Here is a 15,628-nt window from a genome sequence, read left to right on the forward strand (position 1 = left end):
TAGACTATTAAATCTAGTACATAGAGGTATTTAATACTTATAAAATCCAATATTTAAATTTGGAAATTACCTATAGTTGAATTTAAGTTCTGAGCCAATTCTGATTGGTTTTCTGCTACTTTGCTAACTTCATCAAAAGCTTCCGTTGTCTGATTAATTGTTTGTGATATATTAGAAATATTAGCAGTAACATCTGTAACTGCATGAGCTACTGCATCTATTGCTGATATTAATTCATCCATTGAAAGTGTAATTTCCTCAGAACGTTTCGTTAAATTACCTACTAAATCAGCAATTGCTTCTGAATCTTTTAGAGACAATTCAGATCTTTCTATCATTGTATTATAATCAGACACCACTTTCTCATCCATAAAACCTAATAAACTATGTGAATTATTAGATAGATTTTCAAAAGCTTGTTTCACTTGTAAAACTGTGCTTTCAATATTAGATGCAGTTTTAGTAGATTGGGAAGCTAATGTTCCAACTTCTTCTGCTACTACTACAAATCCTTTTCCATGTTCACCAGCTCTTGCAGCTTCTATAGAAGCATTTAAAGCTAAGAGATTAGTTTTTTCTGCTATATCAGCTATAATTTTAGCCATATCTGTAATTTTCTCAACTACTTTACCATCTTCTATAGATTTTAAAATTTCAACTTGTTTTTCCTTATATATGTTTAATGCAGTGGTTTTAGCATTTTCAGAATCTATTTTCATACTATATGATTTAGATTTAATTTCATTTGCAAAATTATTACCTTCTAAATATTTTTCTTTTAGATTATCTAAAATATTTTTAATTTCTAATCCAGATGCATTCATTTCTTCTGTAGAAGCACTTGTTTCCTCCATAGCAGCAGCAATTTGTTGAGTACTAGAATTAATATTTTGTATTTGTGAGTTTACTTCTTCAATAGTAGCAGAAAGTTCTTGACCACTAGCACTAACATCGTGACTATTTGAGGAAATACCTTCAATTAAAGTTTGAAGATTACTAGCCATATTATTAATTGCATTACTAATTTCGCCAATTTCATCTCTGGATTTTATTATTTCTCTTGAGGTTAAATCACCTTGAGAGATTTTATTTATTAAGTTTAATAATTTTGGAATGTCTTTTAATAGATATTTAATAATAAATAATGATATTAGTAATAAAATTATAGCACTTATTATATATATTAATATTAATATTTTATTTAAAGAATTAAGTTTTAATAATACCTCATCTTTATTAATAATAACACCTACAGACCATCCATTGGATGTTATTGGAGCTGATGCAAAATATTTATCTGTGTTTTCAAAACTATATCCAACAACAGCAGTCTCACCTTTTATCATTCTTTTACCAATTTGTCCAAGAGTCCCTTCATATTTAGCAATGTTATCTTTTAATATTTTAGATTTATCAGGATGATACATAACAGTTCCTTTTTTATCTACAAGTACAGCATAGCCAGTATCACCTACTTTATAATTTGACATAATAGCAGGCAATTCATCTATTAATATATCAATACCAACTGCTCCTAGAGATTTTTTGTTTTTATCAAATATGGGTACTGTAGCACTAACTACCATTTTACCTGTAACTTTATCCACATAGGGATCTGTAAAAAAGAGTTTTCCAGCAGCTACTGTATCTATATACCATTGCCTTGAATGTAAATTCCAATCTGAAGGAGCTTTCCATTCATCATTAGTTATTATATAATTAGCATTATCGAATACTATATAAACTAAGGATAAATTTTTATTAGAGTTTTTTATATTGGCTAAAGTTTTAACTATATTTGTATATTTATTGCTTAATTTTACATTATCTTTAGTTTTAACTTCATTTAAATAATCAAGGATATTTTGATTAGAGGATAAGAGTTCTACTATATCTTTATTTTTAGAAAAAAAGTCATCAATATTTTTTGAAAGAATTGTTGCATCGTTTGATAAAGACTTTTCTGAGTTATCTATAACTATTTTTTTTACATAATTATCAACTATAGCCCCAGTAGAAAAGAATACAATAACTATTAAACTAAAGAATGCTAGAAGAATTTTATTTGTTATGCTTTTATTAAGTTTCATTTTAATTAATCCTCCTTTGTACAAGTATATTATTTTTAAATACTTAAGGAACGGAAGTATATTTGTAACTATTATATCATAATTTTCTGAATTATTTTACTTTTTTTAACTTATTTTTTGCCATAAATTATAAAAAGTATGTAGAGATTTATATTATATAGAATATATAAAAAAGTATGTAGAACAATTATTTAATAATGTGTAGTTGTAAAAAAATACCAAACAATGTATAATAAAAAATATAATTACATAAAGAGGGATAGTGATTAACTATGGCAAAAAATAAGGAGAAAGGTTTAATTCCTTGTATTTTTTCTATTTTGTTAATACTATTATTTTTGAATACCAATACTAGACTTAGTAGAATTATATTAATTAATTCAGAAACTAATATAGTTTTAGCAGAGAAAAAAGATACATTGGAAGAGAACAAAATGTCTTTAAGAAGTGAAAAGAAAATGGACAAACTATCAGATAAGGTAATTGTACTTGACCCAGGGCATGGTGGAAAAGATAAAGGGACTAGTATAGGGAATTTATATGAAAAAGATATTAATTTAAAAATAGCATTTCATACAAAAAAATATCTTGAGAAAAAAGGAATTAAAGTATTTATGACAAGAGAAGATGATAAATTAATTCCATTAAAAGAAATAGGTAAGTTTGTGAATAATATAGGTCCGGAAGTTTTTGTATCAATACATGTCAATTCTTTTAAGGAAAGTAAATATAATGGCATAAGCACTTATTATTATGATGTGAATGGATTTCAAAATGAGGAAAGAATACAATTAGCAGAAACTATACAAAAAGAAAGCGTTATGGATGGAATATGGTATGATAGGGGAATTCGAAAGCAGAATATAGCAGTACTAAGATATAGTAATTCACCTTGTGCCTTAGTGGAGTGTGGATTTATAACTAATCCAGGTGATAGAAACAAGCTTCAAGACGAAAAAATATTAAAAAGTACAGGTGAAAACATTGCCAAAGGTATTATTAATTATATTATGAGCAAAATCTAATATATATAGTAAAAATCAAATATAAATTTTCTGTTATAATAACATATAGAGCAATAAAAGAGGAAGGGAATGTTGTTAATTGGCATATAAATTGGTATGTATTGATATGGATGGTACTTTGCTTAATAGTAATAATGAAATAAGTGAAAAAAATTTACAATCTATAAAAAAAGCAACAGAAAAAGGTGTGCAAGTAGCTGTTAGTACAGGTAGGTTATTTGTGTCTGCAAACTATTATGCAGATCTTTTAGGCGTTAAAACTCCAATAATAGCTTCAAATGGAGCTTATATAAGGGATAAAAATACTGATAAAGTTATACATAAAAATATTTTAGGTTATGACAATTGCAAAAAAGTACTAAAAGTAATAAAAAAGTATGATATGTATCCTCACTTTAATAGTTATAATGGCATATTTACAGAAAAGTTAGTTAACTCATCAAAGTTTTACTCAAAAATGAATGAAACACTTCCAGAAGATAGAAGAATTAAAATAGAAGTGTCTTCTAATTGGCCAGAAGTTTTTGAAAAATATGGTGATGAAATATTAAAATGTATAATAGTAGATAAGGATTACGAAAAGTTAAAATTAGCGAAAGACGAACTTTTAAAGATAGAAGATTTGGAAGTGGTCAGTTCCTTTGAAAATAACATAGAAGTTATGGCAAAAGGAGTATCAAAGGGTAAGGCCGTTGAAATTCTTGCAAATCATTATAAATTAAATAGGGAAGAAGTAATGTGTATAGGTGATAGTGAAAATGATTTATCTATGATAAAATTTGCAGGATTTGGTGTAGCTATGGGTAATGGAAATGATTTAGTAAAAGATAATGCGGATTATATAACTTCTACTAATGACCAATCAGGTGTAGGTGAAGCCATAGAAAAGTTTATTTTATAAAAACCTCTTTAATTTTAAGTGAAAACATATAATGAAAATGAGACTAACTCCCGTTTTTTTAAGCGGGAGTTAGTCTTGGTATTGAACGGATAAAATATGATTTTGATAAACATACTAATATATGGAGGTGTATGGTATGTTTATTCCTAAAAGAGTAATTTTTGAAGAAAATGCTTTAAATTATGACATTGGAGAAAGGTTATTATACAGATTTAAAAGAGAAGATATAGAAATACTTTATTCGAAAAATGGCAGAATCACTGGAATACCTGGCAAAACAAGTAATGAAAAATATTTTGAGGGAAAGAATACTTTGGTAGTAGGAGTAAGAAAAACTTTCAAGTTTGAGTCATGTAAACCATCTGCTAATTATCAACTTCCTATAGTAAGCGGATGCATGGGGATGTGTGAATATTGTTATTTAAATACTCAAATGGGTAAAAAGCCTTATATTAAAATACATGTAAATATTGAGGAAATATTAAATAAAGCTGAAGAATATATAGAAGAAAGAAAGCCTGATATAACTATATTTGAAGGGGCAGCTACCTCTGACCCTGTTCCTGTTGAATCATATAGTAGTGCTTTAAAGAAATCTATAGAATACTTTGGTAGAAATGAGTATTCTAAGTTTAGATTTGTCACAAAATATACTGATATAGATAGCCTTTTAAATTTAAATCATAATGGAAGAACGCAGGTGAGATTTAGTATAAATACTGAAAATATAATATCAAAATTTGAACATAAAACTCCTAGTTTAAAAGAAAGGTTAGATGCTGCTAAAAAGATTAGTAATAGTGGGTATCCGTTAGGATTTATAATAGCTCCAGTTTTCATATATGAAGGATGGGAAGAAGAATATTATAATATTTTAAAGTTTATAAAGAGTAATTTTAAAGATATAAGTTTAGAATTTGAAATTATATCCCATAGGTTTACTAAAAGAGCAAAAGAAAATATTTTAGATATATATCCTAAAACAAGTCTTCCTATGGAAGAGGAAATTAGAAAATTTAAATTTGGTCAATTTGGATATGGTAAATATATGTATAATGATGAACAGCTAAAAAATATGAAGAAATTTTTTGAGAAGAATATAAAAGAACTTTTTGGAGAAGGAAATATAAAATATATTATTTAAGTTAGTTTGAACATTATAAGAAAATATATCTAATAGCTTTACTATTTTCATATAATAGAGTAATATATTTATGTGAACCATAATTCAATTTATTTAGTACAAGGGGGAATACAATTGAAGCTAAATATAGTATTATTTCAACCAGAAATCCCACAGAATACTGGAAATATAGCCAGAACCTGTGTACTTACAGATTGCAAACTTCATTTAATAAAGCCGTTAGGATTCAGTTTGGATGAAAAGCACTTAAAGAGAGCTGGACTTGATTATTGGCCTTATTTGGATATAGAAGTTCATGAAACCTATGAAGATTTAAGAAATAAATATAAAAATGGAAATTTTTATTTTTCAACAACACATGGAAGTAATTTTTATAGTGATGTTAAATTTAAAGAGGGGGATTTTATTGTATTTGGAAGGGAATCCTCTGGATTACCTGATTATATAAGAGATAGTGATCCAGATAAATGTATAAGAGTACCTATGATAAATACTACTACAAGATCTTTAAATCTTTCAAATACAGTAGCTGTAGTTGCTTACGAAGCTTTAAGGCAGATGAATTTCCCGAATATGAAATAGGGGGGAGTACATGGATAAGATAAAGATAATAACAGATAGTACAGCAGACCTACCAAAAAATATAGTTGAGAAATATAAAATAGAAGTTTTACCTTTATTAGTAACTTTCGGAGAAGAAACTTATATAGATGGAATAGATATAAATACTAGTACATTATTAAAGAAAATGGAAAGCTCTGAAGAATTTCCAGGTACAGCTCAAGTAAATCCACAAAGATTTTTGGAGTGTTATAAAAATTATATATCAGAAGGATATAAAATAATATCAATACACTTATCATCAAAAATGAGTGGAACATATCAGTCAGCTTGTATTGCTAGAGATATGTTACAAACTGATTGCATAAGAATTATAGATTCCTTAAATGTAACTTCAGGATTAGGCCTATTAGTTTTAAAAGCTGCTAGACTGAATGAAGAAGGATTAAGTGTAGATAAAATTGAAGAAGAAATACTAAAAGCTATTCCACATGTAAAAAGTGTACTTGCTTTTGAGTATCTAGATAATCTAGTAAAAGGAGGGAGATTATCTAGAACAGCTGGAATAATTGGAAACATACTAGGAATAAAACCAATACTAGCTGTAGATAATGGTGAGATGGTAGTTATAGACAAGGTTAGAGGCAGTAAAAAAGCTATAAGATATATAATGGATTATTTAGACAAGGTAGGCATAAAAGATAATGAGCCTTCTATATTACTTCACATAGATAATAAAGATATTTTAGACAATTTAAGAGAAAATTTGAAAGAAAAACAACATGAATTTATAGAATGTGAAGTAGGATGTGTTGTAGGAGTTCATGCAGGTAAAAATGCTTGTGGAGTATTCTTTATTGAAAATTATTAAAATTATATATATAAAAGTATGTATTGTATTAATAAACAAGCAATACATACTTTTTAAATATATTATGAATTTAACAATAGTATATTGAAAACGTTTTAGCATAATGTTAAGAATAAAATCAATTAAATTACAAATAACTAGTTTATTGAAGAATATGTATAAAGCTGATTTTTGAAACAGTTTAATTGAAATTAATTTTACAATCAATTGTTAAAATTACCAGTTAATGATAAAATTATATTAGGATCAATTGGATTTATTACAATAATAGTGTATAGGAGGAAATTTATAATATTTGTAGAATATTATAGTACTGTTTAAAAATTTTTTATTATATAACTTTATAGGAGGGGTATTTAAATGAACAAGAAAAGAGTATTATCTCTATTAGCGGCTACTGTGATGTCAGTTTCACTATTCGCAGGCTGTGGTGGTGCAGAGAAGAAACCAGAAGGTGGAAAAGAACCAGAAAAACAGGAACAAAAATTAAAGGTTGGACTTGTTACAGATCAAGGTGGAGTTAACGATGGTTCTTTCAATCAATCCGCTCACAAAGGTATTGAGAAAGCAGTTGAAGATTTAGGAATTGAGCAAATAAATGCAATTGAATCAAAGCAGCAGGAACAGTATGAGCCAAATCTAAAAACTATGGCTGGAGCAGCAGATTTAGTAGTAGGTTGTGGCTTCATGATGGAGCAAGCTATGCAAAACGTTTCCAGTCAGATATCGAATAAAAAATTCTTAATAGTTGATGCAGAAGTTAAAACTGGAAATACACTTTCAATAACTTTCAAAGAAGAGGAAGGCTCTTTCCTTGCTGGAGTTATTGCGGGAAAGATGACTAAAACTAATAAAGTTGGATTCATAGGTGGAAAGGAAGGCCCTGTCATAAATAGATTTGAATGTGGATTTGCAGCTGGTGTTATGTCAGTTAATCCAGAAGCAGGAAAATTATTAATGCCTATAGATGAAAAGACTCCAGGAAAGAATGTTAAATATATTGATTCATTTGATGATCAGCAAAAAGGTATTGAAGGAGCAAAGATGCTTTACAACAGTGGGTGTGATATAGTGTTCCATGCAGCTGGAGGAGCAGGGTTAGGATTATTTAAGGCTGCCAAAGAAATGAATAAATGGGCTATAGGTGTTGACTCTGACCAGGCAGCAGATCCAAAATTAAAAGATTATAAAAATGTGATACTCATTTCTATGGAAAAGAAAGTAGGAGCATCTGTTATTGATACAATAAAATCAATACAAGATGGAAGTTTTAAAGGTGGAGAACATAAAGTACTTGGAATAAAGGAAGACAGAGTTGGAATAGCACCAACAATAAATCAAAAGGTTACTAAGGAATCACTAGAATTATCTGATAAGTATAAGGAAGCTATAAAAGCTGATAAGTTTAAGGTACCAGGAACAAGAAAAGAACTTTTAAAATTTAAGGCTCCTCAGATTTAGTTAACAGCAGGCTAGGTGCTTATGCATCTAGCCTTTTTATAAAAATAGTTAGAGTTAAAACAATGGGAAGGAGGACTAAAATGGGAAAGGTTGTAGAAATGAAAGGTATCACAAAAATTTTCCCAGGAACTGTAGCTAATGATAATGTAGATTTTGAATTGGAAAAGGGAGAAATACATGTTCTTCTTGGAGAAAACGGAGCAGGTAAAACTACCCTAATGAATGTATTATACGGTCTTTATCAGCAAGAATCTGGGGAAATATATATAAATGGACAAAAGGTAGATATAAAAAATCCTAAGGATGCCATAAAACTTGGGATAGGTATGGTACATCAACATTTTATGTTAGTTCATAACTTTACAGTAGCTGAAAATATGGTACTTGGACAGGAGCCTAAAAAAGGAACTATAAGTATAGATATAGCTAAAGCACAGAAGAATACTAAAGAATTAGCAGATAAATATGGATTTAATATTGACCCTAAAGCTATAATTGAAGATATAACTGTAGGACAGCAGCAAAAGGTTGAAATTTTAAAGGCTTTATATAGGGGGGCAGAAATTTTAATACTAGATGAACCTACAGCAGTATTAACTCCACAAGAAATACAAGAACTTGGAGTAATATTAAAGAATTTAGTTAAGGAAGGAAAGTCTATAATCTTAATAACTCATAAGCTTAAAGAAGTTATGAGTATGAGTGATAGGGTAACTATAATAAGAAGGGGAAAATATATAGATACTGTTAAAACAAAAGATACTGATATAGACGGACTTGCAGAAATGATGGTGGGAAGAAAAGTTAATTTAGTAGTAGAAAAACATAAAGCTAAAGTAGGAGATACAATTTTAAAAATTGAAAATTTAAAGGCTTTAGATCATAGAGGACTACCAGCATTAAGAGGTGTAAATCTGGAATTAAGAGCTGGAGAAATTTTAGGAATTGCAGGAGTAGATGGGAATGGTCAAACCGAATTAATTGAAACTATAGTAGGACTTAGAAAGGCTACAGAGGGAAACATTATCTTCAAAAATGAAAGTATTTTAGGAAAAAGTACTAAGGATATAACAGAATTAGGAGTAGGACATATTCCAGAGGATAGACATAAAAGAGGACTAGTACTTAAATATTCATTATTAGAGAATTCCATTTTAGGAATTCATTATAGAAATCCTTTTGCAAAAGGAATAATGATGAACTATGAAAATATAAGAAAACATGTAAACAGTTTAATTAAAAATTTTGATGTAAGAACCCCAAATGAAGACGTTTCAGCCTCAGCATTATCGGGAGGAAATCAACAAAAACTTATAGTAGCAAGAGAAATTGAAAAAGATCCTGATATGATTATTGCAGCACAACCTACTAGAGGATTAGATGTAGGAGCCATTGAGTATATACACAAAAGACTAATTGAGGAAAGAGATAGGGGAAGAGGGGTCTTATTAGTATCTCTAGAATTAGATGAAGTAATGTCATTGTCTGATCGAATAGCTGTTATATATGATGGAGAAATTGTAGATATTTTAGATGGAAAAGAAGTTACGGAACAAAAACTTGGAATACTTATGGCAGGAGGAACATTACACAAAGATGCAGAAGGAGGTAAGAAAAATGAATGAGGAAAAAGGAAATTATATTAGAAAACTTGCACTTTTAAGAAATTTTTCTGTATCCTTAATATCTATTATAATAGCTTTAATTATTTCTGTATTTTTTGTAATGTGGGCTAAAGATTATGGATTTGGTGCATCTGCAAAATTATTATTTAGTTCTATATGGAAGGGTAGTTTTGGAACAAAAGTAAATTTCATAGAAACTTTAGTATTTGCTACACCACTTATATTTACTGGCCTTGCTCATGCAGTGGCTTTTAAGACAGGATTATTTAATATAGGTGTAGAAGGTCAATTTATTATGGGTATGACTATATCCACATTAGTAGCATTGATTCCAGGTATGTCAGCTCCAATTCATATAGTAATTACATTATTAGCAGGAATATTAGGAGGAGCATTTTGGGGTGCTATTCCTGGATATTTGAAAGCGAAAATTGGTACAAATGAAGTTGTTAATACTATTATGATGAATTTTGTAGCTATGCATTTAACAAATTATTTTGTAATGGGACCATTTCACAAACCAGGTTCTGCAAGTACACCTTTAATTAAAGAATCTGCTACATTATATAGATTTTTAGGACCTAATAACAGGTTAAGTGTAGGTATATTTATTGGGATAATACTTGCTTTTTTAGTTTATATATTACTTTGGAAAACTACTATAGGATATGAAATAAGAGCTGTAGGACTTAGTCCTTCTTCGGCAGAATACGGTGGTATTAGTATAAAGAAAAATATAATTTTAGCTATGGTTATTTCAGGAGCTATAGCAGGTATAGGGGGTGCTGTGCATATAATGGGAGTTCAGCATCAATCTATACAATTATTTGGATTTACTAATTTTGGTATGGATGGTATAGCTGTAGCTTTAGTTGCTAAAAGTAACCCTATTGGCGTAATATTTTCTGCAATTTTATTTGCAGCATTAAACTATAGTTCAGGTACATTAATGCTATATGGTATACCAAAAACTATAGTATATCTAATACAAGGTATAATAATTTTATTTATAGCAGGAGAATATTTATTTAAATTAATAGCAGATAAAAGAAAAAAGGGGGCTTTAATAAATGAATAGCTCGATAGTTATAGGTTTAGTTACTATTATAGCAGCTACATTAAGGTCTGCAACACCTTTAATATTTGCCGCATTAGGAGGAGTTTTCTCAGAAAAGTCCGGAGTAGTAAATATAGCCCTTGAAGGTATTATGACTGCAGGAGCATTTTTTGCAGTGCTTGGTTCAGAGCTTACAGGTAATCCATGGATAGGTATATTATTTGCTATTATATCTGGTTCTATTATGGCTTTAATACATGCATATTTAAGTGTTCATTTAAAGGCAGACCAAGTTGTGTCTGGTGTTGGTATAAATGTATTTTCAGCAGCTTTAACCAGCTATTTAATAGTTAAATTCTTCAAAACAAATTCACAAACAAGCGTTGTAAATTCAATACCATATCCTTCTGAAACTATGGCTAAAATTCCCATAATAGGATCAATTTTAGGTGAATTGAATTGGTTTGTATTTATAGCACTAATATTAGTGTTTATATCTCATTATGTATTATATAAAACTCCATTAGGATTAAGAATAAGATCAGTAGGAGAACATCCAAAGGCTGCTGATACATTGGGGATAAATGTATATAAAATAAGATATTTTTGTGTAATATTATCAGGAGTGTTAGGAGGACTAGGAGGAGCTACCCTTTCTATAGGGATAATGAATCTTTATAGAGAAAATATGGTAAGTGGAAGAGGATTTATAGCTTTAGCAGCCATGATATTTGGAAATTGGAAGCCTATAAATGCTATGTGGGCATGTATATTATTTGCTTTTGCAGAATCATTTCAACTTTTTGCAAAGGGCTTTGGATGGGCTATACCAGGTGAATTTTATGCAGCATTCCCATATATACTAACAATGCTAGTTTTAGCTGGTTTTGTTGGAAAAACACAAGCACCTGCTGCAGATGGAATACCTTATGAGAAAGGACAAAGATAATCTAGGAAAAATTTTTAAGAAATTAAATGTAGGCATGAAATAAAGAATGTAATTTAATTACATTCTTTATTTTTATAAGAAAAATTAAAACAATTGTATAAATATTTAAACATAAACCTTTTTATATTTGATATAATTATTAATAAGATTTCCATTCACTACATTATTAAATCAATAGGTGGTATAATGTAGTTGTATGAAAGGGTGTTATTTATATGAATATGGATTTTAACTTATCTATATCTCAAGAACAAAAACTAATTATGACTCAACAAATGCAATTATCTGTAAAGATACTTCAGTTATCTTCCTATGAACTACAAAAACTTGTAGAAAAAGAAACTCAAGAGAATCCTCTTCTTGATATAAAATATACAGATAATAAAAAAGATAATACTTTAGATTATAAAGAGATAATAAAGTACTTAGAGTTTGATAATTATAATCATTCAAGTTTTGTTAAAAATGATAATGAGGAAGTATCACCTTTTACTTTTATATCTGAAAAAAAATCATTGAAGGAATATTTAATAGAGCAAATTAGAGATATTGATGTAAAGGATTCCATTAAATTAACATGTTACTATATTGTAGAGAACATAGATGAAAGGGGATATTTAGGGGAAAGCTTAAAGGATATATCTAAAGAATTGAAGATTTCTATAGAAGATGTAGAAAGATCATTAAAGCTTGTTCAGACATTGGAACCAGATGGTATAGCAGCTAGAGATTTAAAGGAATGCTTAAAAATACAATGTAGAAAAAAGGGCATCATAGATGAAAAATTATATTTAATAATAGAAAAACATTTAGAAGATATTGCTGAAAATAGATATAATTTAATTGCTAAGAATTTAAATGTAAATGTAAGAGAAGCGCAAAAATATGGAGACTTTATAAAAACATTGCAGCCTAAGCCTTCTAGAGGCTTTTATACAGGTGAAGAAACTAAGTATATTCTTCCCGACGCTTATATAAAAAAAATTGATGATAAATATCATATAATAATGAATGATGATCTTATGCCTAGATTAACAATAAATAATTTATATAAAGGTATAATTAATAAAGAGGAAGATAAAAATGCGGTTGAATATGTAAAAAATAGATTAGATAGTGCTACTTTTTTAATTAGAAGTATAGAACATAGGAAAAGTACAATATATAAAGTATTAGAGAAGATAATAGAACTTCAAAGGGAATATTTTGACTATGGTGAAAATTTTTTAAAGCCTATGACATTAAAAGAAATTGCAGATAGTTTAGATATGCACGAATCTACTATAAGTAGAGCTGTAAGAGATAAATATATCTATACAGATAGAGGAACTATAAAAATAAAGGATTTATTTACTACAGGATTAGCATTTAAAGGAAATAGTGATGCTTTATCTTCTAAGGAAGTAAAAAGAATTATTGAAGAATTAATACAAAAAGAAGATAAAAAAAATCCATTATCTGATCAAATTATTTCAGATATTCTACAAGAAAAAGGTGTGAATATTTCAAGAAGAACTGTGGCAAAATATAGAGAAGAAATGGGTATAAAATCATCAAAGGGAAGAAAAAGATATTAATTGTAATTGAGGATAGAGAAATAATTAATAATCTCTATCCTCTATAATTGATTAATATAAAGTTACAATTTTAAAAAATATTAAAAAAGTTGTTACTTCCTATTGGAAAATAATTCGAATTGGTTTATAATATAACTGGGACATAAAAATGATTACTGGGACATTAAATGGCCAGAGGGGTGCTTTATTTGGAAGAAATATTAAAGTTACAGCAAAAAATTATTCCTGAAATGATGGAACTGATGCAGAAGAGATATAATATTTTAAGAAATATATATTACAATCAACCAGTAGGAAGAAGAATTTTAGCTAGAAATTTAGAACTTAGTGAAAGAGTCGTGAGAACAGAGATAAATTTCTTAAAAGACCAAAATTTTATAGAAATTACTTTGCCTGGAATGATTATTACTTCTGAAGGGGAAGAAATAATAGATAAACTTAAGAATTTTATCCATGAAATTAAAGGCTTATCTGAACTAGAAAAGTCAATAAAAAAGAAATTAGGAGTAAAGAGTGTAATTATAGTACCTGGAAGCCTTGATGAAGATTCTACAGTAATGAAAGAGTTAGGGAGAGCTGCTGCTAATTATTTAAAAAGTGTATTAGTGGATGATCAAGTAGTTGCTATTACAGGAGGAAGTACTGTTAAGGATGTAATAGATAATGTTCCTAAGATGAATAATTTAAATCAGGTAATGGTGGTTCCAGCAAGAGGTGGAATGGGCAGAAATTTACAAACCCAAGCTAATACTTTGGTATCTAATTTAGCAAATAAACTAAATTGTAACTATAGACTTCTTCATGTGCCAGATAATTTAAGTAATGAAGCAGTGAATGCTATGATGAAAGAGAAAAGCGTAAAAGACATATTAACTATAATACATAGTTCAGATATATTGATATATGGCATAGGAAGAGCTAACGATATGGCTAGAAGAAGGGGATTATCTAAAGAGGAAATAGATAATTTAGTTAGTAAAGGGGCTGTAGGAGAAGCTTTTGGCTATTACTTTAATAGACAAGGCGATGTTATATACTCTACACCTACTATGGGAATTAAAAAAGAACAAATTAGTAATATAAACCATTTAATAGCAGTAGCTGGTGGAGAATGTAAGGCAGAAGCTATAATATCAACAGAAATAAACAATGCTAATAGCGTGCTTATAACAGATGAAGGTGCAGCTAGAAGAATTTTAAAATTATTTAATAATTCAGAATTGTAAAACATGAAGAAGTGAAGTATAATTTATATAGCAAAATTATCCATTATATTATATTAAAGTAAACTTTGTTATATAACATATTAACATTAAAATAAATTTTTTTCTAATTTTAAGGAGGTATTTTAAATGATTAAAGTAGGTATTAATGGTTTTGGAAGAATAGGAAGAAATGTTTTTAAGGCACTTGTAAAAAATTATGCTAATGATTTAGAAGTGGTAGCAATTAACGATTTAACAGATCCAGATACATTAAGACATTTGTTAAAGTATGATTCTCTTTATGGACATTTTGATGGAACTGTAGAAGCTAAAGAAAACTCAATTATTGTTAATGGAAAAGAAATCAAAATTTATGCAGAAAGAGATCCTAAAAACTTACCTTGGAAAGATTTAGGAGTAGATTTAGTAATAGAATCTACAGGACTATTTACTGATGCTACAAAGGCAAAAGCTCATATTGAAGCAGGAGCTAAGAAGGTAATTATTTCAGCACCAGCTAAAAATGAAGATATTACTATTGTTTTAGGTGTTAATGAAGATAAATATGATTCAAAAGAACATAATATCATTTCAAATGCATCCTGTACAACCAACTGTTTAGCTCCATTTGCTAAAATTCTTGATAGGGAATTTGGTATAGTGGAGGGCTTAATGACAACAGTTCATTCCTATACAAATGACCAAAAAATACTTGATGCACCACATAGAGACTTGAGAAGAGCAAGAGCAGCTGCAGAATCCATGATTCCAACAACAACAGGAGCTGCAAAAGCAGTGGCATTAGTACTCCCACAATTAAAAGGAAAATTAAATGGTATGGCTGTTAGAGTACCAACTCCAACTGTTTCAATGACTGATTTAGTATGCACAATTGGAAAAGATGCTACAGCTGAAGAAATAAATGCAGCATTCAAAAAAGCATCAGAAACAGAGATGAAAGGAATATTAGGATTTAGTGAGGAGCCATTAGTATCAGTTGATTATAGAGGAGATGAAAGATCTTCTATAGTTGATGGATTATCAACAATGGTAATGGGAAAAAGATTAGTTAAAGTAGTTGCTTGGTATGATAATGAATGGGGTTATTCCAATAGACTTGCAGATTTAACTAAATATGTTGCCGATAGACTATAATTTAAAC

13 protein-coding genes are annotated in these 15,628 nt (G+C 28.7%); 12 read left to right on the plus strand and 1 reads right to left on the minus strand.

Features of this window, described 5'->3' with window-relative positions; translation table 11 throughout:
* Window positions 1-53 precede the first annotated feature (53 nt).
* The gene (locus J2Z24_RS16865) at window positions 54-2,090 is read right to left on the minus strand and encodes a methyl-accepting chemotaxis protein (protein WP_035150857.1); all 2,037 of its coding nucleotides are present in this window, start codon (window positions 2,088-2,090) and stop codon (window positions 54-56) included.
* A gap of 272 nt (window positions 2,091-2,362) precedes the next feature.
* Here J2Z24_RS16865 and J2Z24_RS16870 point away from each other — a divergent pair, with 272 nt between their 5' ends.
* The 12 genes from J2Z24_RS16870 to gap all read left to right on the plus strand — a co-directional run bounded on the left by J2Z24_RS16870 (window position 2,363) and on the right by gap (window position 15,621).
* Window positions 2,363-3,115 carry an N-acetylmuramoyl-L-alanine amidase family protein gene (locus tag J2Z24_RS16870; protein ID WP_035150855.1) on the plus strand — a complete coding sequence of 251 codons (753 nt, stop codon included), beginning with the start codon at window positions 2,363-2,365 and terminating at the stop codon, window positions 3,113-3,115.
* A 79-nt stretch (window positions 3,116-3,194) separates the two neighbouring features.
* Window positions 3,195-4,016, plus strand: coding sequence for a Cof-type HAD-IIB family hydrolase (locus J2Z24_RS16875; protein WP_035150852.1), 822 nt, complete (start codon window positions 3,195-3,197; stop codon window positions 4,014-4,016).
* 127 nt (window positions 4,017-4,143) lie between these two features.
* The gene (gene splB, locus J2Z24_RS16880) at window positions 4,144-5,160 is read left to right on the plus strand and encodes a spore photoproduct lyase (protein WP_242990730.1); all 1,017 of its coding nucleotides are present in this window, start codon (window positions 4,144-4,146) and stop codon (window positions 5,158-5,160) included.
* Window positions 5,161-5,274: 114 nt separating this feature from the next.
* On the plus strand, window positions 5,275-5,742 hold the full coding sequence (trmL, locus tag J2Z24_RS16885) for a tRNA (uridine(34)/cytosine(34)/5-carboxymethylaminomethyluridine(34)-2'-O)-methyltransferase TrmL (RefSeq protein WP_035150845.1): 468 nt from the start codon (window positions 5,275-5,277) through the stop codon (window positions 5,740-5,742).
* Window positions 5,743-5,752: 10 nt separating this feature from the next.
* Window positions 5,753-6,592 (plus strand): DegV family protein, encoded by an 840-nt coding sequence (locus tag J2Z24_RS16890; protein ID WP_035150842.1) that lies wholly within the window; start codon window positions 5,753-5,755, stop codon window positions 6,590-6,592.
* 360 nt (window positions 6,593-6,952) lie between these two features.
* Window positions 6,953-8,053 (plus strand): BMP family lipoprotein, encoded by a 1,101-nt coding sequence (locus J2Z24_RS16895; RefSeq protein ID WP_035150839.1) that lies wholly within the window; start codon window positions 6,953-6,955, stop codon window positions 8,051-8,053.
* 80 nt (window positions 8,054-8,133) lie between these two features.
* Window positions 8,134-9,678 carry an ABC transporter ATP-binding protein gene (locus tag J2Z24_RS16900; protein WP_035150836.1) on the plus strand — a complete coding sequence of 515 codons (1,545 nt, stop codon included), beginning with the start codon at window positions 8,134-8,136 and terminating at the stop codon, window positions 9,676-9,678.
* Complete coding sequence (locus J2Z24_RS16905; RefSeq protein ID WP_035150833.1) at window positions 9,671-10,756, plus strand: ABC transporter permease; 1,086 nt, start codon at window positions 9,671-9,673, stop codon at window positions 10,754-10,756. Before J2Z24_RS16900 ends, J2Z24_RS16905 begins: the two co-directional genes overlap by 8 nt.
* Window positions 10,749-11,684, plus strand: coding sequence for an ABC transporter permease (locus tag J2Z24_RS16910; protein ID WP_035150831.1), 936 nt, complete (start codon window positions 10,749-10,751; stop codon window positions 11,682-11,684). The genes J2Z24_RS16905 and J2Z24_RS16910 overlap by 8 nt, the downstream gene beginning before the upstream one ends.
* Window positions 11,685-11,905: 221 nt before the next feature.
* Window positions 11,906-13,261 carry an RNA polymerase factor sigma-54 gene (gene rpoN, locus J2Z24_RS16915; RefSeq protein WP_173680677.1) on the plus strand — a complete coding sequence of 452 codons (1,356 nt, stop codon included), beginning with the start codon at window positions 11,906-11,908 and terminating at the stop codon, window positions 13,259-13,261.
* A 188-nt stretch (window positions 13,262-13,449) separates the two neighbouring features.
* On the plus strand, window positions 13,450-14,487 hold the full coding sequence (locus tag J2Z24_RS16920; protein WP_035150827.1) for a sugar-binding transcriptional regulator: 1,038 nt from the start codon (window positions 13,450-13,452) through the stop codon (window positions 14,485-14,487).
* A 126-nt stretch (window positions 14,488-14,613) separates the two neighbouring features.
* Window positions 14,614-15,621 (plus strand): type I glyceraldehyde-3-phosphate dehydrogenase, encoded by a 1,008-nt coding sequence (gene gap, locus J2Z24_RS16925; protein WP_035150823.1) that lies wholly within the window; start codon window positions 14,614-14,616, stop codon window positions 15,619-15,621.
* Window positions 15,622-15,628: the final 7 nt, after the last annotated feature.

Origin of the sequence: Clostridium tetanomorphum, from assembly GCF_017873215.1 — a bacterium.
GTDB classification, from domain to species: domain Bacteria; phylum Bacillota; class Clostridia; order Clostridiales; family Clostridiaceae; genus Clostridium_AO; species Clostridium_AO tetanomorphum.